Source organism: Alcaligenes sp. DN25, from assembly GCF_023674485.1.
Taxonomy (GTDB): domain Bacteria; phylum Pseudomonadota; class Gammaproteobacteria; order Burkholderiales; family Burkholderiaceae_B; genus Alcaligenes; species Alcaligenes phenolicus.
Genome location: NZ_CP098408.1, coordinates 1219308 through 1244273, shown reverse-complemented (window position 1 = coordinate 1244273; position 24966 = coordinate 1219308). Strand labels below are relative to the sequence as shown.

Annotated in this window: 22 protein-coding genes; 13 read left to right on the top strand and 9 right to left on the bottom strand. The window is 56.9% G+C overall.

Annotated features, from left to right (window positions below; translation table 11 throughout):
• Nucleotides 1-2: 2 nt before the first annotated feature.
• The 6 genes from NBV64_RS05710 to NBV64_RS05685 all read right to left on the bottom strand — a co-directional run bounded on the left by NBV64_RS05710 (nucleotide 3) and on the right by NBV64_RS05685 (nucleotide 4463).
• Nucleotides 3-263 carry an FAD assembly factor SdhE gene (locus tag NBV64_RS05710; RefSeq protein ID WP_003802528.1) on the bottom strand — a complete coding sequence of 87 codons (261 nt, stop codon included), beginning with the start codon at nucleotides 261-263 and terminating at the stop codon, nucleotides 3-5.
• A gap of 18 nt (nucleotides 264-281) precedes the next feature.
• Nucleotides 282-998, bottom strand: a complete 717-nt coding sequence (locus tag NBV64_RS05705) for a succinate dehydrogenase iron-sulfur subunit (protein WP_003802530.1) — start codon at nucleotides 996-998, stop codon at nucleotides 282-284.
• A 13-nt stretch (nucleotides 999-1011) separates the two neighbouring features.
• The gene (gene sdhA, locus NBV64_RS05700; RefSeq protein WP_022983547.1) at nucleotides 1012-2790 is read right to left on the bottom strand and encodes a succinate dehydrogenase flavoprotein subunit; all 1779 of its coding nucleotides are present in this window, start codon (nucleotides 2788-2790) and stop codon (nucleotides 1012-1014) included.
• A 3-nt stretch (nucleotides 2791-2793) separates the two neighbouring features.
• A complete protein-coding gene (gene sdhD, locus NBV64_RS05695) occupies nucleotides 2794-3177 on the bottom strand; it encodes a succinate dehydrogenase, hydrophobic membrane anchor protein (protein ID WP_003802535.1) in 384 nt (127 codons plus the stop codon).
• Nucleotides 3177-3590, bottom strand: a complete 414-nt coding sequence (gene sdhC / locus NBV64_RS05690) for a succinate dehydrogenase, cytochrome b556 subunit (RefSeq protein ID WP_009457694.1) — start codon at nucleotides 3588-3590, stop codon at nucleotides 3177-3179. Before sdhC ends, sdhD begins: the two co-directional genes overlap by 1 nt.
• 102 nt (nucleotides 3591-3692) lie before the next feature.
• Nucleotides 3693-4463: a GntR family transcriptional regulator gene (locus NBV64_RS05685; RefSeq protein WP_009457695.1), complete on the bottom strand. Its 771-nt coding sequence runs from the start codon at nucleotides 4461-4463 to the stop codon at nucleotides 3693-3695.
• A gap of 289 nt (nucleotides 4464-4752) precedes the next feature.
• Between NBV64_RS05685 and NBV64_RS05680 the strand changes: the two genes are divergently transcribed.
• Nucleotides 4753-5742, top strand: coding sequence for a malate dehydrogenase (locus NBV64_RS05680; protein WP_022983546.1), 990 nt, complete (start codon nucleotides 4753-4755; stop codon nucleotides 5740-5742).
• A gap of 155 nt (nucleotides 5743-5897) precedes the next feature.
• Here the strand turns inward: NBV64_RS05680 and NBV64_RS05675 are convergent, their stop codons facing one another.
• Nucleotides 5898-6677 carry a helix-turn-helix transcriptional regulator gene (locus NBV64_RS05675; RefSeq protein ID WP_250756853.1) on the bottom strand — a complete coding sequence of 260 codons (780 nt, stop codon included), beginning with the start codon at nucleotides 6675-6677 and terminating at the stop codon, nucleotides 5898-5900.
• Between the two features lie 131 nt (nucleotides 6678-6808).
• Between NBV64_RS05675 and NBV64_RS05670 the strand changes: the two genes are divergently transcribed.
• Nucleotides 6809-8257, top strand: coding sequence for an MFS transporter (locus NBV64_RS05670; RefSeq protein ID WP_250756852.1), 1449 nt, complete (start codon nucleotides 6809-6811; stop codon nucleotides 8255-8257).
• A gap of 70 nt (nucleotides 8258-8327) precedes the next feature.
• Here NBV64_RS05670 and prpR read toward each other — a convergent pair whose 3' ends face one another.
• A complete protein-coding gene (prpR, locus tag NBV64_RS05665; RefSeq protein ID WP_009457709.1) occupies nucleotides 8328-10241 on the bottom strand; it encodes a propionate catabolism operon regulatory protein PrpR in 1914 nt (637 codons plus the stop codon).
• A gap of 254 nt (nucleotides 10242-10495) precedes the next feature.
• Here prpR and prpB point away from each other — a divergent pair, with 254 nt between their 5' ends.
• The 11 genes from prpB (at nucleotide 10496) to efp (ending at nucleotide 23562) form a co-directional block, all read left to right on the top strand.
• Nucleotides 10496-11395, top strand: a complete 900-nt coding sequence (prpB, locus tag NBV64_RS05660) for a methylisocitrate lyase (RefSeq protein ID WP_083054012.1) — start codon at nucleotides 10496-10498, stop codon at nucleotides 11393-11395.
• 104 nt (nucleotides 11396-11499) lie between these two features.
• A complete protein-coding gene (gene prpC / locus NBV64_RS05655; protein WP_009457712.1) occupies nucleotides 11500-12663 on the top strand; it encodes a bifunctional 2-methylcitrate synthase/citrate synthase in 1164 nt (387 codons plus the stop codon).
• A gap of 88 nt (nucleotides 12664-12751) precedes the next feature.
• The gene (locus NBV64_RS05650) at nucleotides 12752-13153 is read left to right on the top strand and encodes a hypothetical protein (protein ID WP_009457714.1); all 402 of its coding nucleotides are present in this window, start codon (nucleotides 12752-12754) and stop codon (nucleotides 13151-13153) included.
• An 11-nt stretch (nucleotides 13154-13164) separates the two neighbouring features.
• Nucleotides 13165-13440, top strand: a complete 276-nt coding sequence (locus tag NBV64_RS05645; protein ID WP_250756851.1) for a GNAT family N-acetyltransferase — start codon at nucleotides 13165-13167, stop codon at nucleotides 13438-13440.
• 139 nt (nucleotides 13441-13579) lie between these two features.
• Nucleotides 13580-16165, top strand: a complete 2586-nt coding sequence (gene acnB / locus NBV64_RS05640) for a bifunctional aconitate hydratase 2/2-methylisocitrate dehydratase (protein WP_022983544.1) — start codon at nucleotides 13580-13582, stop codon at nucleotides 16163-16165.
• A gap of 321 nt (nucleotides 16166-16486) precedes the next feature.
• Nucleotides 16487-17653: a TRAP transporter substrate-binding protein gene (locus NBV64_RS05635; RefSeq protein ID WP_009457721.1), complete on the top strand. Its 1167-nt coding sequence runs from the start codon at nucleotides 16487-16489 to the stop codon at nucleotides 17651-17653.
• Nucleotides 17654-17791: 138 nt separating this feature from the next.
• Nucleotides 17792-18424, top strand: coding sequence for a TRAP transporter small permease subunit (locus NBV64_RS05630; protein WP_009457722.1), 633 nt, complete (start codon nucleotides 17792-17794; stop codon nucleotides 18422-18424).
• On the top strand, nucleotides 18421-20343 hold the full coding sequence (locus tag NBV64_RS05625; protein WP_250756850.1) for a TRAP transporter large permease: 1923 nt from the start codon (nucleotides 18421-18423) through the stop codon (nucleotides 20341-20343). Before NBV64_RS05630 ends, NBV64_RS05625 begins: the two co-directional genes overlap by 4 nt.
• A gap of 236 nt (nucleotides 20344-20579) precedes the next feature.
• Entirely contained in the window at nucleotides 20580-21791 is a 1212-nt protein-coding gene (locus NBV64_RS05620) for a DUF2863 family protein (RefSeq protein ID WP_250756849.1), read from the top strand.
• Nucleotide 21792: 1 nt separating this feature from the next.
• Entirely contained in the window at nucleotides 21793-22932 is a 1140-nt protein-coding gene (gene earP / locus NBV64_RS05615; protein ID WP_250756848.1) for an elongation factor P maturation arginine rhamnosyltransferase EarP, read from the top strand.
• Nucleotides 22933-23004: 72 nt separating this feature from the next.
• Nucleotides 23005-23562 (top strand): elongation factor P, encoded by a 558-nt coding sequence (efp, locus tag NBV64_RS05610; RefSeq protein WP_003802564.1) that lies wholly within the window; start codon nucleotides 23005-23007, stop codon nucleotides 23560-23562.
• 162 nt (nucleotides 23563-23724) lie between these two features.
• On the opposite strand, the gene NBV64_RS05605 is transcribed toward efp, so the two are convergent.
• Nucleotides 23725-24873 (bottom strand): iron-containing alcohol dehydrogenase, encoded by a 1149-nt coding sequence (locus tag NBV64_RS05605; RefSeq protein ID WP_022983539.1) that lies wholly within the window; start codon nucleotides 24871-24873, stop codon nucleotides 23725-23727.
• Between the last annotated feature and the right edge of the window lie 93 nt (nucleotides 24874-24966).

The window sequence follows — 24966 nt, the reverse complement described above, 5'->3', positions numbered from 1 at the left end:
GGTTATAGCTTTCGCATAATGTCTACTAGTCGCTGAATGTCCGGTGTGGCGTACTGCCCTTCCGGCTCGGAGCGAGCCAGAAGGACATCCAGCAAAACTGTATCGTCCATTTCGAACAAGCGGGTCAGGGCCGAGACGTCCTGATCAGTCAGCTCGTTTTCGTATTGATCCAGAAAACGGGTGATCATCAAGTCGTTTTCAAGCAAGCCCCGGCGCGCACGCCAGCGCAGGCGCGCACGCTCCAATTCCGTCAATGTTCTCATCGGTACATACCCACCTTTTTAGATACTGCGACGCACCAGCATTTCTTTGATCTTGCCGATGGCATGCGACGGGTTCAGTCCTTTTGGACAGACGTCCGTGCAATTCATGATCGTGTGGCAGCGGAACAAGCGGTATGGATCTTCCAGATTGTCCAGACGCTCGCCCGTTGCTTCGTCACGCGAGTCGGCAATGAAACGATAGGCTTGCAACAAACCAGCAGGACCGACGAACTTGTCGGGGTTCCACCAGAACGATGGGCAAGAGGTCGAGCAGCAGGCGCACAGAATGCACTCGTACAGACCATCGAGCTCCTCACGGGCTTCGGGCGTTTGCAAACGCTCTTTCTCTGGAGGAGGAGCATCGTTGATCAGGAACGGCTTGACCGAATGGTACTGATCGAAGAAGTGGGTCATGTCCACGATCAGGTCACGGATAACCGGCAGACCTGGCAGTGGGCGCAGAACCACAGGCTCTTTCAAGTCGCGCATATTGGTGGTGCAGGCCAGTCCGTTCTTGCCATTGATGTTCATGGCATCGGAACCGCACACACCTTCACGGCAGGAGCGACGCAGCGCCAGGCTGTCGTCCATGTCGTTTTTAATGCGCAGGATCGCATCGAGCAGCATCTTGTCGGTGGGCTCCAGCTCGACTTCGATCTTCTGCATGTAGGGACGCTCGTCCTTGTCAGGATCGTAGCGGTAGATTTCAAATTTGACCTTACGTTTTTGGCTCATGTCAGTATCCTGCTTAGAAAGTCCGGGCCTTGGGCGGAATCGTTTCGGCTGTCAGAGGCTTCATCTGGACAGGCTTGTACTCCAGACGGCTGCCTTCCGAGAACCACAAGGTGTGACGCAGCCAGTTTTCGTCGTCACGTTCTGGGTGGTCGTTCAGGGCATGAGCACCGCGACTTTCAGTACGATTGGCGGCCGACTTCGTCGTAGCGCGAGCCACTTCGATCATGTTGGCCACTTCCAGAGCTTCAATACGGGCGGTATTGAACACCTTGGACTTGTCTTTAAAGTAAATATCCTTGACTTCGGGAACCAGGGATTCGATCTGGTCGACACCCTTGTGCAACAGATCCAGGGTACGGAACACGCCGCAGTGAGCCTGCATGGCCACACGAATCTTGTTGCCAACGTCCTGTGCCTTTTCGCCCGATGTACGGGATTCCAGACGGTTGACGCGGTCCAGCGAGTACTCGATGGAGGACTCGTTGATTTCCTGGTGCGCGTGCGTTTTCTCGGGGTGCGAATCCACAATGTGGTTGCCGGCAGCGCGACCGAACACGATCAGGTCCAGCAGGGAGTTCGTACCCAGACGGTTAGCACCGTGCACAGAGGTAGCGGCACACTCGCCGATGGCGTACAGACCGTTGACGATCTTGTTCTCGCCCGTTGGCGTTTGGGTCACAACCTGACCGTAGTAGTTCGTGGGGATACCGCCCATCTGGTAGTGGATGGTTGGAACCACAGGGATCGGATCCTTGATCGGGTCCACGTTACCGAACTTGATCGCGATTTCGCGAATCGAAGGCAGACGTTTCTTGATGACGTCAGCGCCCAGGTGATCCAGTTTCAGAACCACGTAGCTGCCGTCGCCACAACCACGACCTTCCTTGATTTCCTGGTCCATGGAACGGGACACGAAGTCACGTGGGGCCAAGTCTTTCAGGGTGGGAGCGTAACGCTCCATGAAGCGCTCGCCGTCTTTATTGAGCAAGATACCGCCTTCACCACGCACGCCTTCGGTAATCAGCACGCCAGCACCGGCTACGCCAGTGGGGTGGAATTGCCAGAATTCCATGTCTTGCAAAGGCAGACCGGCACGAGCAGCCATACCCAGGCCGTCACCGGTGTTGATGAAGGCGTTGGTGGAAGCAGCCCAGATACGACCAGCACCACCGGTAGCCAGCACCACGCGCTTGCCTTCCAGAACGTAGATTTCGCCGGTTTCCATTTCCAGAGCGGTTACGCCCAGAACGTCACCCGCTTCGTTACGCAGCAAGTCCAGCGCCATCCATTCCACGAAGAACTGGGTGCGGGCAGCTACGTTACGCTGGTACAGGGTGTGCAACATGGCGTGGCCGGTACGGTCAGCAGCGGCACAGGCACGTTGAACAGGTTTTTCACCAAAGTTGGCAGTGTGACCACCAAATGGACGCTGGTAAATCGTACCGTCCTGGTTACGGTCAAACGGCATACCGAAGTGCTCGAGCTCGTACACAGCGTGTGGAGCTTCACGGCACATGAATTCGATGGCGTCCTGGTCGCCCAGCCAGTCCGAACCCTTGACGGTGTCGTACATGTGCCAGTACCAGTGATCCTCGCTCATGTTACCCAGGGAAGCACTGACGCCACCTTGAGCAGCCACGGTGTGGGAGCGGGTTGGGAACACCTTGCTGAGCACGGCCACGGACAAGCCAGCCTGAGCCAATTGCAGGGAACAACGCATACCGGCGCCACCGGCACCGACCACCACTACGTCAAACTGACGGCGGGGCAAAGATTTTGTGATGGAAGCCACGGTTTAGAGACTCCAGATAATTTTTGCAAAAAAGACGACACTGGCAACCAGCCACAGCAAGGTCAACACTTGCAGGAACAAGCGCAGACCAGCGGGCTTGACGTAGTCCATCCAGATGTCACGCACACCAATCCAGGCGTGCCAGGACAAAGACAGGAAGAACAAGGTTGCCAGCAACTGACCCAAAGGCAGGGAGCCGACCGTGAACGAGAACAGGCCGCGCCAGGTCTCGAAATTCAGTTCACTGCTAAACAGGATGCCGCCGATGATGACCAAGGTGTAGATGGCCATGATGACTGCGGTGACACGCTGTGCCAGAAAGTCCAAGGTACCGTAGTGGGCACCCACTACCAGGCGGTTTGCGCCAATGCGCTCACGATTTGCCATTACCACACCCCAAACAGTTTCAAACCAAACACAACGGTCAGCGCCAGGCTGACCCCGAACACCATACCGGCCGACTTCTTGGCGGACTCTTTGTCGTTACCCAGGTGCAGGTCCAGTGCCAGATAGCGGATGCCGGCACAGAAGTGGTGCAGGTAGCCCCAGATCAGGACCAGAAGGATCAGCTTACAGACAGGGTTGTCGACGTAGCTGCGCAAGGTCTCGAAGGACTCTGGAGAGCTGACGCTCAAAGAGAACAGTGGCAATAGAACGAGCGGCAGGCAAAGAAACAGCAATGCACCACTGACACGATGCAAAATCGACGATTTTGCAGCCAGGGGCAAGCGGTAGCTCAATATCTGCGGCACGCTGATATTGCGATACTGCGGACGCTGCTTGGGTGCGGTATCAGACATGATGGCCTCGAAGTAGATAAAAAAAAGTCATAAAATTTTTAACCTTGGTATTTTCACCTATTTGACACTACGGCGCAGTATCAAATACCGTATGCCGCCGAACTAGCTGAGCGTGTTTCGGTAATGGAAGCGCTCAGTCAGGTACAAGCCCCGGCGCAACTCCATCGGTCGATCACCATAGGTATAGGACACGCGTTCCACGTGCAGGAGCGGCGAACCGGCAGCGACCTGCAAGACCGAGGCGGCCTCTTCGGTGGCACTGACAGCACCAATCTTTTCATCGGCGCGCACCATGCTCACGCCGAATTTGCTCTCGAACCAGGCGTACATCGGGCCCTTGTTCTGCTCGACGGCCTCCAGGGTCAAACCCTTGAAGACGGAGCCAGGCAGCCAGATATCGTCATAAATGGTCGGGACCTGATCAAAGGACAAAACCCGGCGCAGGTTCACCACCATGTCGGAGGTGCGCAAATCCAGCAGCACGGCAACATCCGTAGGCGCTTTCATTCGACGCACATCCAGAATACGGCTCTGGGAAGCCACAGGCTTGCCATCATCCGGGGCCAGGCGCAGGAAACGAAAGCGCACACGAGCTTCGTGATGGGTGGCCACAAAGGTACCCTTGCCTTGACGACGGATCAGGAGGTTGTCGGCGGCCAGCTCATCAATGGCCTTGCGCACCGTGCCCTGGCTGACCTGAAAGCGGGCAGCCAGCTCCAGTTCACTGGGGATGGCTTCGCCGGGCTTCCACTCGCCACGATCCAGCCCCTGCAGCAACAAAGCCTTGATCTGTTGATACAGAGGGCTATAGGCCGCGCTAGGAGCGGATTTTTCGATTTCCTGGGTGCGTAGCGGCGGCACGTTATCAGACATGGGGCTCATAAAAAATGCGCGGCAGATACAGCTTGAAACGCGCATTTGTTCATAAAATAGACAGTGCACTAATTTTCGCATGACCGGCCCCGAATGTCTAACGCTCTTATGTCTTATATAAGATATAAGACGTTTGACGCCGCTATCGTTTTGGTCTAGTCTGCGCAGTGAAAAAAGAGGCTTTTCCTCTTGCGAAAAACCGTTTTCCACGCCAGCCGCCCGGTCTGCAAAAGATTTAAACTGTGTTTTTCGTCACCGTCTTCAAACCCAAAAACGGAGTCTTACTCTCATGTCCAAACCCGCAATGCGCGTCGCCGTTACCGGCGCTGCTGGCCAGATTGGCTACGCCCTGCTGTTTCGCATCGCTTCCGGCGAAATGCTGGGCAAAGACCAGCCTGTAATCCTGCAGCTGCTGGAACTCGCCGACGAGAAAGCCCAAAAGGCCCTGAAGGGCGTCATGATGGAACTGGACGACTGCGCCTTCCCGCTGCTGCAAGGCATGTCCGCCCACAGCGATCCTGAAACCGCCTTCAAAGATGCTGATATCGCCCTGCTGGTCGGTGCCCGTCCTCGTGGCCCAGGCATGGAGCGTAAAGATCTGCTGGCCTTCAACGCCCAGATCTTCACAGCACAAGGCCGTGCCCTGAACAAAGTGGCCAGCCGTGACGTGAAAGTGCTGGTGGTCGGCAACCCTGCCAACACCAACGCCTACATTGCCATGAAGTCCGCTCCTGATCTGCCAGCGAAGAACTTCACTGCCATGCTGCGCCTGGACCACAACCGCGCCCTGTCGCAGTTGGCCACCAAGTCCGGCAAGGCTGTTGCTGACATCGAGAACCTGATCGTTTGGGGCAACCACTCGCCCACCATGTACCCTGACACCCGTTTCGCTACCGTGAACGGCGAGAAGATCGACGCGATCATCAACGATCAGGCCTGGAACCGCGAAACCTTCATCCCCACCGTGGGCAAACGTGGCGCCGCCATCATCGAAGCCCGTGGCCTGTCCTCGGCTGCTTCGGCTGCCAACGCCGCCATCGACCACGTGCGCGACTGGGTGCTGGGTTCGAACGGCAAATGGGTCACCATGGGTGTTCCTTCGGACGGCTCCTACGGCATTCCTGAAGGCATCATCTACGGCGTGCCTGTGACCACCGAAAACGGTGAGTACAAGCGTGTTGAAGGGCTGGAAATCGACGCCTTCTCGCGTGAGCGCATGGACCACACCCTGAACGAGCTGCTGGAAGAGCGTGACGGTGTGAAAGACCTGCTGGGTTAATTGACCCGCTAGTCTGCAAAATCCCCGCCTGAACGGCGGGGATTTTTTTTGCAGACCACAAAGAAGTGCCGGGCGCTGCATGCCAAAGGCCGAGTTGCAGATAGCGCAACCCGCCATCCCTGCCTAAAAACCCAAGACAGAGCGCTGATCAGACGCTACACCGCGTCTACGTTCGCCTCATCCTGCAAAGACAGTGCATAGACCACCATCCGCAAATGGCGGCTTTCATCAATAATGAGCGAAGTCTGCTCGAACTCGCGCAGTTGCCCATCCAGGACCAGACTACGCAGGCCACTACAGGGCAAATGCACATCATGTTGATCCCAGTACTGCTTGAACTCCGGTGAGACCCGCTTGAGCTCATTGACCAGCTCCTGCATATCCGTACCCTCTGTCGCACGTGCGAAATCCCGCCGAAAGCCGGACAACATTTCTGCTGCCTGCTGTTCCCAAGATGCAAAACGCGTATGCAGCACCGGATCCGTAAACATCTGCCAGAGCAAATTACGCTGTCCTGGCTGATGAGCGCCAAAGCCCAGCAATTCATCGGCCATGTCATTGAAGCCCAAGACATCCCAACGGAGATTCAGAACAAAAGCAGGATGGGGCAAATCGTGCATCAAGCGTCGCACCAGAGGAGGCAAGACACACCAGGTGATACCCGGCTCAGCTGGCAGCCGCTCGTGAGCCAGCAAAAACAGATGACGTCGCTCGGCCGCGTCCAGCTTCAAAACGCGAGCCAAATTATCCAGAAAGCTGGCTGAGACCCCGATGTCACGGCCTTGCTCCAGCCAGGTATACCAGGTCAACCCCACTCCGGCCAGAGCAGCAACCTCCTCGCGCCGCAATCCGGGAGTACGACGTCGGCCACCGCTAGGCAAGCCTACATCCTGAGGCAAAAGGCGTTCACGACAGGTGCGCAAAAAAGCGGACAAATCGGGCCGCGTTCGTTCCAGCGTTCTCACTAATCAAACCCCCATTACTTTCAGTAATAGCATAAACAGTTAAATTGTAATCGCTTAAAAAGAATTCAAGAATACAGATGTTTTCACCTCAGACAAGCATCATGAACTCGAATTCCTTCTGCTCTACCCCTTGCTCACACGCAGCAAACAACCCGCCCTGGCTCGGCCTTGCCGTCCTGCTTCTGGCCGGATTCGTCACAATTTTTGATTTATTCGTCGTCAATATCGCCATCCCCAGTATTCAAGACCAGCTGGGGGCCAGCTTTACCGAGATTGGCTTCATTGTGGCGGCTTATGAACTAGCCTTTGGCGTACTGCTGATTACAGGCGGCCGCTTGGGCGATCTATTCGGCAGGCGCCGACTTTTCATTATCGGCATGACCAGCTTCACCGCAGCCTCGGCTCTGTGTGGTGTTGCCCCCAATGCTCCACTGCTTATTGTGGCCCGAGTAGCACAAGGACTGGCAGCAGCCCTACTCTTTCCCCAAGTTTATGCCTCCATCCGAGTCAATTTTGACGGAGACAACAGCCGCCGAGCGTTTGGGCTTTTAGGTATGACGCTGGGGCTGGCCGCCATCGCTGGGCAAATACTGGGGGGCTGGATGGTTCACGCCGATTTATTCCAGTTGGGCTGGCGCAGCATCTTTTTAATCAATATTCCAATCGGATTGCTGGCAGTTGCCGCCGCCCGCTACATCCCTGAAACCCGTGCTGACCAAAGCAGCAGCCTGGATGGTGCTGGCGTCATGTTGATCAGCCTGGCACTGAGCCTTTTGCTCATCCCTCTCATCCAAAGCGCCGAGCATGGGTGGCCCCCATCCAGCCTGGCCAGCCTTGCCGCCGCTGCTGCCTTCCTAGGGGTCTTCTATCTGCACCAAGAAAAACGGCGCTGCACAGGTCACGCTCCTTTAGTGGACATGCAGCTTCTAACCCAGCCGCGCTTTGCTTTAGGGACTCTATTGGTGTTGTTGGTGTACTCCACCGCCAGTTCTTTCTTTCTCTGCTTTGCCCTGTTGCTGCAAAGTGGCTTGGGCTTAAGCCCTCTGTATGCGGGCAGCATCTTTGCCCCTGCTAGTGTGGGTTTTGTGGCCGCATCCCTGAGTGCTCCCCGCCTCGTCGCCCGCTACGGCACCCGAGCCATTACCGTTGGTTCTTTCCTCTACGCCCTCTCTTTTGCCTGGCTGATTGCTCAAATTGCGTCAAGCGGTACAGAGTTGACTCCCACATACCTGATTCCCGCCCTGACTCTTCTGGGAGCCAGCCAAGGTCTAATCATGACGCCCTTGCTGAATCTGGTTCTAGGCTTCGTCGATGAAACGCAAGCAGGCATGGCCTCAGGTGTAATCTCCAGCACCCAACAAGTCGGCGCAGCCCTGGGGATTGCCGTGGTCGGCCTGCTCTTTAATAACGGGCGCACTTCAGACAGCGCCACCTCAACCATTGCAGAACAATATATCTCTGCCTTTGCAATGGGCATGCTCTATAACATGGCTGCTGCTCTGCTGATCAGTTTGCTATTACTGGCGTTAAGCAGAACCAGCCAACACTAGAAATAAGCCTTAACTGGTGGAAGTCTGCTCATTGGCTTCATTTAAGCGAGCTGAATACAGCCAAATACCATCAGCCTTTACGCAACTTCCGCCACAAGGTACTACGACTAATTCCCAACTGCTGTGCCGCCAAGGCGCGGTTGCCACCACACTCTTCCAGTACTTTGGCCAGATGCTCTTGTTCATTGCGCTCCTGCTGATCACGCAAGGCTGGCAAGGCGGGCTCGCTCACCACGGCCCGCAACTCAGGCGCAATATCTTCCAGCACCACAGCCTGATCGCCTTGCACTGTGCCCAGGACCATCAAGCGTTCGATCAGGTTTTCCAGCTCGCGGATATTGCCGGGCCATATGTAGTGGCGGCCTAGTTCAAGCAACTCCGCCATCCACTGCGGGTTGAGCATGCTTGCACCACCCAGACGTTGGGCAACCTTGGCCAGTAAATGCTCCACCAACTCCGGCAAGTCCTGTGTGCGCAGACGCAAAGGCGGCAAACGCAGCACCAGAATGTTCAGTCGATAAAACAGATCCTGGCGGAACACGCCTTCTTTAACCTGCGCGGCCAGATCGCGGTGAGTAGCCGCAATCACGCGCACATCCACCGGCGTTGGCTCAATAGCCCCGATACGCAGCACTTCTTTTTCTTGCAGCACACGCAGCAAACGGGTTTGTAGCGGCAAGGGCATTTCGCCAATCTCGTCCAGAAACAGGGTGCCGGTGTGGGCCGCTTCCACCAGCCCCACCTTGCCACCTCGACTGGAGCCGGTAAATGCCCCCTCCACATACCCGAACAGCTCGCTTTCCAACAGGCTGTCCGGGAAAGCCGCGCAGTTCACGGCCACAAAGGGTTGCGCGCGTCTGGCGCTGGCGCTGTGAATGCCTTGAGCCAGCAATTCCTTGCCTGTGCCGCTTTCACCAATAATCAAGGTTGTGGCTGTACTTTGGGCGCAAGCCTGGGCCTGAGCACGCAGCTTGCGCATGGGCGAGCTTTGCCCCACCAGATCAGATAGCTCGTAACGGGCATGACGCGATGCGGCTTGCTGACTGCGTGAACGCAAGCTGCGGTCCAGTCGTTGAATCGCTGCCGGGTCCTGGCACAGCAACACAGCACCACTCAAACGCCCCTGCTCCAGAATCGGCATGCGGGTCACAATCGCGGTACGGCCACCCACTTGTTGCACGGTATCCAGTTGCACTTCCAGACTGCGCAGCGTGCCAGCCAGATCCAGCTCGGGATACAAGGAACCCAAACGACGGCCAATCATGGCTTGAGCCGGTTGGCCCAACCAGGCTTCCATCGCCGGGTTGACGGTTTCAATCCGCTCGTCCCTGTCCACTGACACCACGCCGTCACGCAACTGCGCCAGAATCGTATTCAAGCGATCCCGGCGAGCAGCCTCAGCGCGAGCCACACGAGCCAGTTCGATAGCGGATTCCAGGGCCTGTCGCACCGCTCCTTGTGAATACAGCAGCACGCCTTCCATCTGATTCTCGCGCGCCAGATCCACCACAAGACCGGGTGCCAGCACCCACTCCACGCCCAACTCTTTCAAATCCTGGACACAGCTACGTGCATCAGCCTCGCTGCGATAGCTGCGTAACTCCACAGGCAGATCAAAACGCTGCACGAACTCCATCAGCTCCAGCGGCATTTCACCATAGGTCACCACCGCTTTGCGCTCTGCCTGTGCCGAGGCCAGGCTGCCCATAATGTCGAAGCCACCGGGATGGACCAACACCACCGGCAAGTCCAGATGTTCGCGCAAATAACTGCCGTTGGAACCGGCGGACACCAGCACGTCGATTTCGCCTGTTTGTCGCAAAACCTGCACGGCCTCCACGGCCTCGCCATAGGCTTTGTCCACAATCAGTATTTCGGCCTGAGCGCGAAACTGCGGCACCAGCTCTTCCAATAGAGAACGCAGTCCATGCAAGCCAAAAGCTACCAGACGCAGACGCGCAGGCGGGGAGGAAGGATAAGGCATATGGTTTCACCCGGGCTTCAATAATGCGACATTGTTTCAAATTACGTTTCAATATTGAAACACAAAACAGAAAAAGACAATATTCCTGGAAGGGAGCGACGACATCGCTCCACGCGAGAAATCCCCGCCTCCTCTGGGTTCAGGCTTTTCATCGCCCCCATATATGAACTTGGCACAGCATTTGCTTTAGTAGAAGCAACCCATCGCAGCACTACGCTGACGACATTTTTATATCTTGTGATCTGGAGCCCCAAATGAGCCAAAACCAACTGACATCGGCAGGCGCCCGTTTCCGCCAGGCCCTGCGTGAAGAACAGCCTTTGCAAATCATCGGCGCCATCAACGCCAACCACGCTTTGCTGGCCCAACGCGCCGGCTACCGCGCCATCTACTTGTCGGGTGGCGGTGTCGCGGCTGGCTCTTTGGGCTTGCCTGATCTGGGCATCAACACGCTGGACGACGTGCTGACCGACATTCGTCGCATTACCGATGTGTGCGATCTGCCTTTGATGGTGGACATTGATACCGGCTTTGGCGCTTCGGCCTTCAACATTGCCCGCACGATCAAAAGCCTGATCAAGTTCGGCGCTGCCGCTTGCCACATTGAAGACCAGGTGGGTGCCAAGCGTTGCGGTCACCGCCCCGGCAAAGAAATCGTCAGCACTGGTGAAATGGCCGACCGCGTGAAAGCCGCTGTTGACGCACGTACCGATCCAGAATTCTTCATCATGGCTCGTACAGACGCGATTGCCGTCGAAGGCGTGGACGCTGCTCTGGAACGTGCCCAGGCTTGCGTGGAAGCGGGTGCAGACGGCATTTTTGCTGAAGCCTGCTACGACCTGGACACCTACCGTCGCTTTACCGAAACGCTGGATGTGCCCGTGCTGGCCAACATTACCGAGTTCGGTCAAACCCCGCTGTTCACGGTGGAAGAACTGGCTTCGGCCAATGTGGCCATGGTGCTCTACCCCCTGTCCGCTTTCCGCGCCATGAACAAGGCCGCCGAAACTGTCTACCAGGCGATCCGTCGTGACGGACATCAAAAAAATGTCATCGATTTGATGCAGACTCGTGAAGAACTGTACGATCGTATCGGCTACCATGCTTACGAGCAAAGCCTCGACAAGCTGTTCCAGAAAAACAAGAAGTCCTGAGCCACCACAGGCTCCCGCCCGGCCCGTGATCAGGGCCGTCGCGCGGGTAAAACCCCATTCAGCAGCCAGCCTCGTGCTGGCTGCCCAGCAACCAGGAGACCTTTATGAGCAGTACTGAGAACACCCCTAGCACTGGCTTCAAGCCCAAGAAATCTGTTGCCCTGTCTGGCGTTGTTGCAGGCAATACCGCCTTGTGCACGGTCGGTCGCAGTGGCAATGATCTGCACTACCGCGGCTACGATATCTTGGACCTGGCCCAGGCTTGCGAATTTGAAGAAGTGGCTCATTTGCTGATCCACGGCAAACTGCCCAACCGCGACGAGCTGCGCGCGTACAAGCAAAAGCTCAAGCGTCTGCGTGGCCTGCCTCTAGCCCTGCAAACCGCTCTGGAAACCCTGCCTGCCCACAGCCACCCCATGGACGTGATGCGTACTGCCGTGTCGGTTCTGGGCTGCGTGCTGCCTGAAAAAGACGACCACAACCTGCCCGACGCACGCGACATCGCCGACCGTCTGATGGCTTGCCTGGGTTCGGCCCTGCTGTACTGGTACCACTACAGCCACAACGGCGAGATGATTGACGTACAGACCGACGACGACAGTATCGGCGCGCACTTCCTGCACCTGCTGCATGGTGAGAAGCCATCGGCCGAGTGGGAAAAAGCCATGCACGTCTCGCTGAACCTGTACGCCGAGCATGAGTTCAACGCCTCCACCTTTACCAGCCGCGTTATCGCCGGTACAGGTTCGGACTTCTATTCCGCGATTGCCGGTGCGATCGGTGCCCTGCGCGGCCCCAAGCACGGCGGTGCCAACGAAGTGGCTTTTGAAATCCAGAAGCGCTACGAGAACCCCGACCAGGCAGAAGAAGACATCCGCAAGCGCGTGGAAAACAAGGAAGTCATTATTGGCTTCGGTCACCCCGTCTACACCATCTCCGACCCACGCAACGAAGTGATCAAATCGGTGGCCAAAGAGCTGGCCGTGGCCGATGGCAACACTCGCATGTTCGACATTGCCGAGCGTCTGGAAAGCGTGATGTGGGAAGTGAAGAAAATGTTCCCCAATCTGGACTGGTTCTCGGCCGTGTCCTATCACACCATGGGTGTGCCTACTGCCATGTTCACGCCTTTGTTCGTGATCGCGCGTACGGCTGGCTGGGCGGCTCACATCATTGAGCAGCGCGTGGACAACAAGATTATTCGTCCTACCGCCAACTACATTGGCCCTGAAAACCAGAGCTTTGTGCCTCTGGACCAGCGCCCATAAGTCACAGATCCTGGGCTATTATTTGCCTGTGATCTAACCCACGGCCCCGCTGCATTGCGCACGCGGGGCCGTCTTGCTGGTGACTTCCATGCTCTCTGAATTTGTACGCTACGCCCTGCCGCTGGCCGGCACCTTGATGATTGCCTGTGCCTTGACCAGTCTGGTCTCCGGTGCGTATTTACTGCTTTTCAATCTGCGCCGCAGCAACCAGGTGTTGCGTCATCCCTATCTGGATCAGTACCCCTGGGAAAAACTCAGTTTTTCGCTGAAGGCAGGCGTACTGCTGGATTATTTTTTACGTCTGAATTTCCCCAAACGCCAAAGCTCGCTGTTTGGCAATGCCAATCGTCTGCTCAAGCACGTACAGCCCGACGACGTTCCCATGGGCGTCAAATGGCCCCTGATGGGACTGTGGGGCGGCTGCTTTCTGGGCATGATCGCCATGCTGGCTGTTTGGATTCTGATCGCCCTGCACTCCAACCCCACTTGAAGGAGCCTGCCATGACTACCGAGATCCACCACGACCCGCAAGCGCGTCTGTTTTACTGCGACATTGAAAACCGCCGCAGCGTGATCGAATACGAACTGGACGATGCTGTCATGAGCATCACCCACACCCGTGTGCCGCCCGAGCTGGAAGGCCGCGGCATTGCGGGGCAACTGACCCGCTTCGCATTGGAAACAGCAAAAAACCAACAGTGGAAAGTACGCCCTGTTTGCAGCTATGCCGTGGTCTATTTACGCCGTCACCCTGAATACGCCGACTTGCTGGCCTGAGCCCGATAACAGTCAGCTTCTCGTAAGTCTTATATAAGATATAAGACCATTGCTTCGCTGCGCGCTTCAAATTACAATTGGGGCAACACGCGATTTATTGCATTTTCATATCAACCATTTACCGATAGGCACCCGCACTATGCTGGACTCTTACCGCGAACATGTTGCCGAGCGCGCTGCTCTGGGCATTCCCCCGCTGCCTTTGTCGGCTCAGCAGACCGCCGAGCTGATCGAGCTCATCAAGAACCCACCTGCCGGTGAGGAAGCATTTCTGGTCGACCTGCTGACGCACCGCGTCCCCGCCGGTGTGGACGATGCTGCCAAAGTGAAAGCCTCCTACCTGGCCGCCATCGCGCTGGGCACAGAAACCTGTGCTTTGATCAGCCGCGAGCGTGCCACTGAGCTGCTGGGAACCATGCTGGGTGGCTACAACATCAGCCCGCTGATCGATCTGCTGGATTCGCCTGAACTGGGTCAGATCGCCGCCAACGGCCTGAAAAACACCCTGTTGATGTTTGACTCTTTCCACGACGTTCAGGAAAAAGCCGAAAAGGGCAATGCCTTTGCAAAAGAAGTGCTGCAAAGCTGGGCCGACGGCGAGTGGTTCACCAGCCGTCCTGAAGTTCCAGAAAGCCTGACCGTGACCGTTTTCAAAGTCACCGGCGAGACCAACACGGACGATCTGTCCCCCGCCCCTGACGCCTGGAGCCGCCCGGACATTCCGCTGCACGCTCTGGCCATGCTGAAGAACCCGCGCCCAGGTATCGAACCTGAAGAGCCCGGCAAGAAAGGTCCAGTCAGCTTTATCGAATCCCTGAAAGAAAAGGGCCACCTGGTTGCCTACGTGGGCGACGTGGTCGGTACCGGTTCTTCGCGTAAATCGGCCACCAACTCCGTGTTGTGGTTCACCGGCGAAGACATTCCTTTCGTTCCCAACAAGCGCTTTGGTGGCGTGTGTCTGGGCAGCAAGATTGCTCCTATCTTCTACAACACCATGGAAGATGCCGGCGCTTTGCCTATCGAACTGGACGTTTCCAAAATGGAAATGGGCGACGTGGTGGAACTGCGTCCCTACGAAGGCAAGGCCTTCAAGAATGGCGAACTGATCTCCGAATTCCAGGTCAAGTCCGACGTCCTGTTTGACGAAGTGCGTGCCGGTGGCCGTATTCCCCTGATCATTGGCCGTGGCCTGACCACCCGTGCTCGCGAAGCACTGGGTCTGCCCCCAACCACCCTGTTCCGCCTGCCACAAAGCCCTGCCGATTCCGGTAAAGGCTTCTCCCTGGCCCAGAAGATGGTTGGCCGTGCTTGCGGTCTGCCTGAAGGCCAGGGCGTGCGTCCCGGTACTTACTGCGAACCACGCATGACTACCGTTGGTAGCCAGGACACGACTGGCCCAATGACTCGCGACGAACTGAAAGACCTGGCTTGCCTGGGCTTTTCGTCCGATCTGGTAATGCAGTCCTTCTGCCACACCGCCGCTTACCCCAAACCTGTTGACGTTAAGACTCACCACGAACTGCCTGCTTTCATCAGCACACGCGGTGGTGTTTCCCTGCGTCCAGGCGACGGTATCATCCACTCCTGGCTGAACCGCATGTTGTTGCCCGATACCGTGGGCACTGGCGGCGACTCGCACACCCGTTTCCCTATCGGCATCAGCTTCCCCGCTGGTTCCGGTCTGGTGGCCTTTGCCGCTGCTACCGGCGTGATGCCTCTGGACATGCCAGAATCCGTGCTGGTGCGCTTCAAGGGCGAAATGCAGCCCGGCGTCACCCTGCGTGACCTGGTTAACGCCATTCCTCTGTACGCCATCAAGCAAGGCTTGCTGACCGTGGAAAAAGCCGGCAAGAAGAACATCTTCTCCGGTCGCATTCTGGAAATCGAAGGTCTGCCCAACCTGAAGATCGAACAGGCTTTCGAGCTGTCCGACGCTTCGGCCGAGCGCTCCGCTGCTGCATGTACCGTGCGCCTGAGCAAAGAGCCCATCATCGAATACCTGAACAGCAACATCACGCTGCTCAAGTGGATGATTGCCAATGGCTACGAAGACGAGCGCACTATCTCCCGTCGTATCAAGGGCATGGAAGCCTGGCTGGCCAACCCGGAACTGCTGGAGCCCGATGCAGACGCTGAATACGCTGCTGTGATCGACATCGATCTGGCTGAAATTCACGAACCTATCGTGGCTTGCCCGAACGACCCGGACGACGTGAAGACGCTGTCCGACGTGTCCGGCACCGTGATCGACGAAGTGTTTATCGGTAGCTGCATGACCAACATCGGTCACTTCCGTGCCGCTTCCAAGCTGCTGGAAGGCAAGCGCGACATTCCAACCCGTCTGTGGGTCGCTCCTCCGACCAAGATGGACCAGCAACAGCTGAGCGAAGAAGGCCACTACGGCGTTCTGGGCGTAGCTGGTGCTCGTATGGAAATGCCCGGTTGCTCGCTGTGCATGGGTAACCAGGCACAGGTTCGCGAAGGCGCCACCGTCATGTCCACCAGCACCCGTAACTTCCCCAACCGTCTGGGCAAGAACACCAACGTGTTCCTGGGTTCGGCTGAACTGGCTGCCATCTGCTCGCGTCTGGGCCGCATCCCGACCCGCGAAGAGTACCTGGCCGACATGGGCGTTCTGCAAGCCAATAGCGAAGACATCTATCGCTACATGAACTTCGACCAGATCGAAGAGTTCAAGGAAATTGCTGACTCCGTAGGTCTGTAAGCCCTAGCGCTTGCAAAAAACGCCTTCGCCGCTTCATGCGGCGAAGGCGTTTTTCTTTGCCTGTTTGAAATGACTTCCCTCTCAAGAGGCCTGTAAAAAGCCTGTTCAGCACAGCCCACCCGTCGCTAAAGGTGCACTCACTCACGCTTATCTGCCCACGGGTATACCCCTATCATCATTGTGGTTACTCCTTATGTACGGCCAGTGTTCGAATCGCATATAAAGCTGAAAGCAAACTGAAAGAAAACTGAAATAACGCTGAAAAATCAGATTGCTGCAGTTTGCTCTCGAACGCTCACAGCCACTTCGGAGACACACCCAATGAGAAACAGGATCAAAAAAAGCACCGCGCCTCAAGCACAAACTGGCGCATCCCGGCGCAAGTTCCTGAGCGGTGCTGCAGCCGGCACCGCGGCTGCAGCAACGATGGGCTTTCCTGCCATCGCTCGCGCGCAGGGTCCCATCAACTTCCGCTTCCAAAGCACTTGGCCCACCGTCGACATCTTCCACGAATTCGCTCTTGATTTCGCCAAGAAGATCAACGACATGACCGGTGGAGATCTGAAAATCGAAGTTTTGCCCGCAGGGGCTGTTGTACCGGCCTTTGGCCTGCTGGATGCCGTCTCCAAGGGAACGCTGGACGGGGGCCACGGCGTGCTGGGTTACAACTACGGCAAGCAGAACGCCCTGGCCTTGTTTTCGTCAGGACCGGCCTTCGGCATGGACGCCAATATGGTCCTGGCATGGCACAAGTATGGCGGTGGCAAGGAGCTACTGGCCAAGCTGTACGATGCCATCGGTGGCAATGTCGTCTCCTTCCTGACCGGCCCGATGCCCACGCAACCGTTCGGCTGGTTCAAAAAACCTATCACCAAGACTGAAGATCTCAAGGGTTTGAAGTTCCGCACCAATGGCCTGGCTATCGACCTGTTCACTGAAATGGGCGCGGCCGTCAATGCTTTGCCGGGCGGTGAAATTGTTCCGGCACTGGACCGCGGCCTGCTCGATGGTGCGGAGTTCAACAACGCCGCCTCGGACCGCGCTCTGGGCTTTCCGGACGTGTCCAAGGTCTGCATGTTGCAAAGCTTTCACCAGGCTTCAGAAACCTTCGAGATCATGTTCAACAAGGACAAGTACAACGCCTTGCCGACACAGCTGAAGGCCATCGTCGACAACGCCGTGGAGGCCGCATCGGCCGACATGTCCTGGAAAGCAGTTGACCGTTACTCGCAGGACTACCAACGCCTGCAAAAGGAAGACGGCGTCAAATTCTACAAAACGCCCGACACCATTCTGCAGCAACAGCTGGTCGTGTGGGACCAGATCGTTGCCAAGAAGGCCGAGACCAACCCCCTTTTCAAGGAAATCGACGCATCGCAACGAGCGTTCGCGGCACGCGCCATGGCGTGGGACATGGACACCAACAATAACCGCCGTATGGCCTACAACCACTACTTCGGTCGCAAGGCTCCCCAAGCCAAGAGCTGACCCCTAACGGCAATTGCACTGCGTCATCCCGTCCAGCCGGATGTGGATGACGTCTCCTTCCCCACTCCAGGCCGGCCGCGCCCCAAGCCGCAGCCGACACGCATCAGACCCTTTCCGCGCTAGCAAGGTGAACCTACCATGCAGAAAATTCTGGTCTTTATCGACCGGTTCAATACGTGGATAGGCCAGTTGTTCGGCTGGCTAGTCCTGGCATTGACCCTGTTCGTTTCCTTCGAGGTCTTCTCTCGATACGTACTCTCCAACCCGCACGCCTGGGCCTTTGACATGATGAACATGCTGTACGGTGGCCTGTTCATGATGGCCGGTGCCTACACGCTCTCCAAGAACGGCCATGTGCGCGGGGATGTGCTGTACGGCTTTTTTCCACCCCGCCTTCAGGCAGCCCTGGATCTGATCCTGTACATCCTGTTCTTCATCCCTGGTGTGGTCGCCATGTTCTGGGCCGGTTACTACTTCGCAGCCGAGTCCTGGGCCATCACGGAGCACTCCAATATCACGGCCAACGGACCGCCCATCTACCCGTTCAAGGCCATCATCCCGCTGGCCGGTTTCTGCCTTCTGCTGCAAAGCTTCGTGGAAATGGTGTATTGCGTACGCTGCCTGCGAGACGGGAAATGGCCTTCGCGCGACAAGGACGTTGAGGAAGTCGATGTCGACAAGCTCATGGATATGGTGGACGTCAAAAGCGATGACATTGAGAAACTGGATGCCTTTGTCACAGGCGACGGCAAGAAAGGGAGTCCAACATGAGAAAAGAAATCTGGTTCGGGCTCACCCTACTGATCAGCATCGTCCTGAGCATTGCCATCCTCATGCCAGCGCCAGCAGACATGAGCAACGGCCATTTGGGCCTGCTCATGCTGGCGCTGATTGTCGTCACCATCATGCTGGGCTTTCCCACCGCCTTCACCCTGATGGGGATGGGGGTGATCTTTACCTGGCTGGCCTATCGCGACATGGGCACGCAGCAAGCAATCCAGCAGACCCTGGACCTGATGGTTCTGCGCACCTACGCCGTCATGACCAACGACGTACTGATTGCGGTGCCTCTGTTCATCTTCATGGGTTACCTGGTTGAACGCGCCAACCTGATCCAGAGCCTGTTCCAGGGCATGCACCTGGCCATGGCACGAATTCCAGGTTCGCTGGCTGTAGCCACCATTGCCACCTGTGCCATCTTTGCCACGGCCACGGGCATTGTGGGGGCCGTGGTGACTCTGATGGGGCTACTGGCCATGCCCGCCATGCTGCGGGCGGGTTACAGCGTGCAGCTAACGGCTGGCTCCATTACCGCTGGGGGCTGCCTGGGCATTTTGCTGCCCCCCTCCGTACTCCTGATCCTGTACGGCGCCGTCGCGGGTGTCTCGGTCGTGAAACTGTATGCCGGGGCCTTTTTCCCCGGCCTGATGCTGGCTGTCCTGTACGTGGTGTACGTCATCATTCTGGCCAGGCTCAAGCCCAGTGTCGCGCCTCCGCTTTCCGCGGAAGACCGGATCGTGCCTCTGCCAGCCTTCGCACAAACCATCAAGGAGACCATTACAGACCGTGCTGTACCCGGCCTGATCAACGCCATGAAGGGGCCTCGCAACGTCGACGTGCCCATGAAGCTGCTGGTCAAGAATCTGGCCGTGGCCTTGCTGCCCGCTGTGATCTTCATCGCTGTCATGGGCTTTAGCTATCAGTCGGTCACTGCACCCAAAGTAGCCGAGCACTACGAGCTGCAGGAAATGGGCGGCGGTTTCAATAACTTCGACAGTGACTACAGTGGCGGTGGGCTGGCAGAACCTCCGGGTGCTGGCGGTTTATCCGAACCTGAAGGCAGCGAGCCTCTCGTGGCGCTGGGTGCCAGCGAACCGGGCGCAGAAGCTCCCGCAGCTGCAGCAGAGGCAGCCGAAGAAACCACTACAGCAGAACGTCAGGCCGCACCAATGACATTCTGGATCTTTCTGGTCGTGGGCTGTCTGGCCTTGTTGTGCTACTACGCCATGCTGAACTTCGCACGGCTGGAAATCTTCAAGATGCTGCTCAGCTCCTTCTTTCCGCTGACCATGCTGATCCTTGCCGTGCTGGGCAGTATTATCGCTGGCCTGTGCACTCCCACCGAAGCGGCGGCCTTGGGTGCCTTGGGCGGCATCCTGCTGGCCTTCGCCTATCGCCGCTTGAATTTCTCCATGGTGCGCGAATCGGTGTACCTCAGCGCCAAGACCAGTGCCATGGTCTGCTGGCTGTTCGTCGGTTCCAGTATTTTCTCGGCCGCCTTCGCCCTGCTGGGTGGTCAGGAACTGATCAATGGCTGGGTGCTGTCCATGGATCTGACACCCATCCAGTTCATGATCCTGGCGCAGATTGTTATTTTCCTGCTGGGTTGGCCGCTGGAATGGACAGAGATCATCATCATCTTCATGCCCATCTTCCTGCCACTGCTGGCGCACTATCAGATCGACCCCCTGTTCTTCGGCCTGCTCGTCGCCCTGAACCTGCAAACCGCATTCCTGTCACCACCGGTTGCCATGTCGGCTTTCTACCTGAAGGGCGTCTCGCCACCCCATGTCACCCTGAACCAGATTTTCCTGGGCATGATGCCCTTCATGGGTATCCAGATCCTGGCGATCATCATCCTGTATCTGTTCCCCGGCATCGGCCTGTGGCTACCTAGCGTGTTGTACTGATCGCAACCTGCCAACATCGGACCGGGCCCGACACCTCCCCCGCTATCACAGGGGAGGCGCCGGGTGCATGGAGGCGGCCCCTCGCGTACATGCCTGATAAGTCACAAATTATCGCCAGCCTCTATTTTGCAAGCACCAGAACTCTACCAGCCATCCCCTAGGGGCTACCCTCATTCACACACCCCGGTCGTGGCAAAGGGTAAACTAGCTTGTCCCTCTCTCGGTTTTGTATGTCCATGTCGCAACTCAATTCCAAACTGCTCGCCCAACAACCCAAAGAAATCCAGCGTCTGATCAATTACACCGACGCACTGGTACGTTCCGGCTCGCAGATCGAAGATCGCTATTGGCAAGGGCTGACTGCTCAATTGCTGGACAAGCTCTATAGCGGACGCCGCAATACAGCGGTTGAACAGACACTGGAACTGCTGGGCAGCCAGCAACAAAACCAGCATTACGAAATCCTGATGGAGCTGGCCGAGTCCCACGCCGAATGCCAGCAAATCGAGCATGACGGCGTGCTGTACGACGCCCTGCTGTTTTCAGCCCCGCTGACCGCCTGGACACGCTATCAACTGCCCCAGGGAGTATTGAAACCCCAGCAACACAAGGAACTGGAAGAGGCCTTGCGCGCCACAGTTCTGGCCGAAGGCACGATGTGCGCTCTGCTGCCCAATCTGGTCAATTACGACGAGATGCCGCAGACCTACCAGCAGGCTTACGCCTGGACGCGCAGCCTGACCGCGCAAGCCCTGGGCCGCAGCCAGGAGCCTGCTCCACTGAACAAACCCGAAGAAGCCAGCAGCCTGTTGGCCGACGCCCGCTTTCTGGTTGGTGTGGTTATGGCTCCGGTCGGTCAGCCCCTGTTTCGCTGGCAGCAATCCAGCGACAATCTGCAAGCCGACCATCTGCGCTGGGTAGAGCAATGGGTGGAGCGTTACTCCGCCATCGTCACACCGTTATTTACCGGCTGCCAGCTGCAGTTCCTGGCTCCCAACGCTTATTACGTCAATAACCGCGAGTCGGACCGCGAGATTCGCCCACTGGCCCTGAAGGCCGGTATCACCTGGCTGCAAACAGCCGTGAAGCTCTCGCCCGACCATTTGCGTGCGGTCATCGTTGCTTGCGGTGAAGAACAAGTGGAAGAATATCGCGTGGGCTTTAGCACCATTTCCTCGCCCACCGTGATTTATGGCTGTATCTGGCCTGTATTGAGCCAGGAAGAGGCCGAGTCCTCTTTCCACAGCGACGACCATATCGACATTCCGGACGTGATTGCCGCCCTGCTCAGCACCCTGGGTCTGGTCCAGATTCAGCGCCTGCCCGGCCTGCACTCCACCGAGACCTGCGACGATTGCAACGCGCCCTTCTTCCCGGACATCAACGGCGAGATGCAGCACCCGGAACTGCCGGACGAAATCGATCTGGACCCCGTACAGCTGCACTAAATTGAACACCGCTACTGCTTCCCAACCTGTATCCATAGACCTGTTTTGCCGTGTTATCGACAATCTGGGGGATATAGGCGTGTGCTGGCGGCTGGCCCGTCAGTTAGCTGCCAAACCCGAGGTCGCCCAGCTACGCCTGTGGGTAGATGATCTGCACAGCTTCAGCCGTATCCAGTCCGAAATTCAAAGCGAACGGCAAAGCCAGCAACTGCAGGGCGTAGATATTGAGCATTGGCACGACGCGCGCCAAGAATACCCCGCAGCACATCCCTTCGTGATCGAGGCCTTTGCCTGCGAACCGCCCGAAGCCATGACACGGCAACTGACGGCAGATAGCCATGTGTGGATCAATCTGGATTACCTGAGCGCCGAACCCTGGGTACAGGGCTGCCACGGCCTGCCCTCCCCACAAGCCGGTGGTGCGAACAAATATTTTTTCTTTCCCGGCTTTGTCCCGCAAACAGGGGGGCTGCTGCGTGAAAGCGATCTGCTGGCCCGTCGCGATGCCTTTCAACAGGACGATGTCGCCTACCAGGCCATGCTGAGTCGTCTGGGCGTGGCGCAGGAGCACATTCAAGCCCTGCTCCAGGGCGAGATGCAGCAAATGTTCCTGTTCTGCTATCCCGATGCGCCCGTCCTGGCTCTGCCCGAAGTGCTATCCACGCTAAAGCAGAAAACCCTGCTGCTGGTGCCCGAGTCTGTTGCCCAAGGTATCCCGGATCTGGAGCAAGGCCACTTGCAAGTTCAGCGCATCCCCGCCGTGAATCAGGCCGATTTTGATGCCCTGCTCTGGCGTAGCGCACTGAATATTGTACGTGGCGAGGACTCCCTGGTACGCGCCATCTGGGCCGCTCAGCCCATGCTGTGGCAGCCTTACGTACAGGAAGAACAGGCCCATCTGGACAAGCTGCAAGCCTGGCTGGATACCGGCAATTTGCCCGAGCCGGTTCAAGCCCTGCATCTGGCCTGGAGCAGTGCCGATCAGGCCGGTGCCGCCACTGCCTTGAGCCGCTGCCTGGAACCCCAGGTGTTGCGTCTATGGCAACAAGAAGCCCGTGCTTATAGTGAAAAACTGGCTGCACAAGCCGATTTGGCCAGCAGTTTGCTGAGTTTTTACACCCAAGTCGCCCGAAAACGCTAAAATAACGGATTACCTCTTAAAAGCTCCCTGACACTGCGTTTGGCGGAGCCTGTCCCATTCGGAGTTTTTTTAATGAAAACCGCACAAGAACTGCGCGTTGGTAACGTCGCTATGGTTAATGGCGACCCTCTGGTCGTTCAGAAAACGGAATACAACAAATCCGGTCGCAACTCCGCCGTTGTCAAATTGAAGTTCAAGAACCTGCTGACCGGCTCGAACAGCGAAGCCGTGCACAAAGCTGACGAAAAATTTGAAGTGGTTCAGCTGGAAAAGCGCGAATGCACTTACTCATACTTTGCTGACCCCATGTACGTCTTCATGGACGAAGAGTACAACCAGTACGAAATCGAAGCTGAAAGCATGGGCGACGCCCTGGACTACCTGGAAGAAAACATGTCCGTTGAGGCCGTTTTCTACGAAGGTCGTGCTATCTCGGTTGAACTTCCCACCATCATCGTGCGCGAAATCACCTACACCGAACCTGCCGTGAAAGGCGATACCTCCGGTAAAGTGCTGAAGCCTGCCAAGATCAACACGGGCACCGAAATCAGCGTGCCTTTGTTCTGCAATATCGGTGACAAGATCGAAATCGACACCCGCACTGGCGAATACCGCAGCCGCGTGATGTAAGAAAGACGTCGTGCCGCCCAGTGCGGTACGCGCAAAAAAGGGGCTGTTTTTACAGCCCCTTTTTCCTGCCTGCCATTTTACTAAAAATACTGTGCAACCGAGAAAGAGGCAGTATTAACTTAACACCAAAATACATATCTGCCCCTTGCTCTTAGCACAGCATTACCTCACCCCAAACGCCTCTTCAAAAATCCCCATAATCGTCTTCTTATCCGTCTGAATCGGATTAGTTGCACCGCACACATCCTTGAGCGCGTTATCGGCCAGAACCGGGAAATCTTCCCGCTTCACGCCCAGCTCTTCCAGCGACTTCGGAATCCCCACAATATCCGCCAGCTTTTTAATCGCTGCGATGACATCCAGGCCTTTCAGATCTGGATTGTTATCTGATAGCAGCTTGCCGATTTCATTCAGGCGCTCCCCTGCCACCTGCATATTGAAAGCCTGCACATGCGGCAGCAGCAGGGCATTACAGACACCGTGGGGCAGATCGTAGAAACCGCCTAGCTGGTGCGCCATGGCGTGGACATAGCCCAGTGACGCGTTATTGAATGCCATCCCTGCCAGAAACTGCGCATAGGCCATTTGTTCACGGGCTTTCTTGTTATGCGGCTCACGCACAGCAACGGGCAGGTATTTGGCGATCAGCTCTACCACTTTCACCGCACAGGCGTCGGTGATGGGGGTGGCGATTGTGGAAACGTAGGCTTCAACTGCGTGGGTCAGTGCATCCATGCCAGTAGCAGCAGTTAGCGATGCGGGCATGCCTTCCATCAGGTCGGAGTCGTTCACTGACAGGAACGGGGTGATGTGGCGGTCGATGATTGCCATTTTTACGTGGCGGGTTTCATCAGTAATGATGGTGAAGCGCGTCATTTCCGACGCGGTGCCTGCTGTGGTGTTGATAGCCAGCAGTGGCAGTTGCGGTTTGGCGGATTTATCTACGCCTTCGTAGTCAGCGATCTTGCCGCCGTTGCTGGCGACCAGGGCTACGCCTTTGGCACAGTCATGCGATGAACCGCCGCCCAAGGAAACAATCAGATCTGCGCCGTGTGCTTTCAAGGCGTCCAAGCCGGCATTCACGTTACCGACTGTAGGATTAGGCTGCACCTGATCAAAAATCGCGGTATTGATGCCTTGTGCAATCAGCTTGTCAGCCACCAGTTTCGCCATACCCAGCTTGGCCAAATCGGCATCAGTAATGATCAGAGCTTTTTTGAAGCCCATTTTCCCGACAATGGGCATGGCCTGATCCAGTGCGCCGGGGCCAAGAATATTGTGCGAGGGGATAAAGAATTCCGAGACTGTCATGGTGCGTATTCCTTATTAATGATCGAAGAAATTCCTTGCGGCCCTCTGGGATAAACACATAGCAAGCGCGCAAGGAGGGCATCCCCCCATATT

Coding starts and splice junctions, on each gene's coding strand:
- sdhD (WP_003802535.1), bottom strand. CDS start 3,177: ATGGCAAATCGTGAGCGCATTGGCGCAAACCGCCTGGTAGTGGGTGCC.
- NBV64_RS05685 (WP_009457695.1), bottom strand. CDS start 4,463: ATGTCTGATAACGTGCCGCCGCTACGCACCCAGGAAATCGAAAAATCC.
- sdhC (WP_009457694.1), bottom strand. CDS start 3,590: ATGTCTGATACCGCACCCAAGCAGCGTCCGCAGTATCGCAATATCAGC.
- NBV64_RS05630 (WP_009457722.1), top strand. CDS start 17,792: ATGCAGAAAATTCTGGTCTTTATCGACCGGTTCAATACGTGGATAGGC.
- NBV64_RS05710 (WP_003802528.1), bottom strand. CDS start 263: ATGAGAACATTGACGGAATTGGAGCGTGCGCGCCTGCGCTGGCGTGCG.
- prpR (WP_009457709.1), bottom strand. CDS start 10,241: ATGCCTTATCCTTCCTCCCCGCCTGCGCGTCTGCGTCTGGTAGCTTTT.
- NBV64_RS05645 (WP_250756851.1), top strand. CDS start 13,165: ATGACTACCGAGATCCACCACGACCCGCAAGCGCGTCTGTTTTACTGC.
- NBV64_RS05625 (WP_250756850.1), top strand. CDS start 18,421: ATGAGAAAAGAAATCTGGTTCGGGCTCACCCTACTGATCAGCATCGTC.
- prpC (WP_009457712.1), top strand. CDS start 11,500: ATGAGCAGTACTGAGAACACCCCTAGCACTGGCTTCAAGCCCAAGAAA.
- NBV64_RS05650 (WP_009457714.1), top strand. CDS start 12,752: ATGCTCTCTGAATTTGTACGCTACGCCCTGCCGCTGGCCGGCACCTTG.
- NBV64_RS05680 (WP_022983546.1), top strand. CDS start 4,753: ATGTCCAAACCCGCAATGCGCGTCGCCGTTACCGGCGCTGCTGGCCAG.
- acnB (WP_022983544.1), top strand. CDS start 13,580: ATGCTGGACTCTTACCGCGAACATGTTGCCGAGCGCGCTGCTCTGGGC.
- efp (WP_003802564.1), top strand. CDS start 23,005: ATGAAAACCGCACAAGAACTGCGCGTTGGTAACGTCGCTATGGTTAAT.
- NBV64_RS05705 (WP_003802530.1), bottom strand. CDS start 998: ATGAGCCAAAAACGTAAGGTCAAATTTGAAATCTACCGCTACGATCCT.
- NBV64_RS05670 (WP_250756852.1), top strand. CDS start 6,809: ATGAACTCGAATTCCTTCTGCTCTACCCCTTGCTCACACGCAGCAAAC.
- prpB (WP_083054012.1), top strand. CDS start 10,496: ATGAGCCAAAACCAACTGACATCGGCAGGCGCCCGTTTCCGCCAGGCC.
- NBV64_RS05605 (WP_022983539.1), bottom strand. CDS start 24,873: ATGACAGTCTCGGAATTCTTTATCCCCTCGCACAATATTCTTGGCCCC.
- NBV64_RS05620 (WP_250756849.1), top strand. CDS start 20,580: ATGTCGCAACTCAATTCCAAACTGCTCGCCCAACAACCCAAAGAAATC.
- NBV64_RS05635 (WP_009457721.1), top strand. CDS start 16,487: ATGAGAAACAGGATCAAAAAAAGCACCGCGCCTCAAGCACAAACTGGC.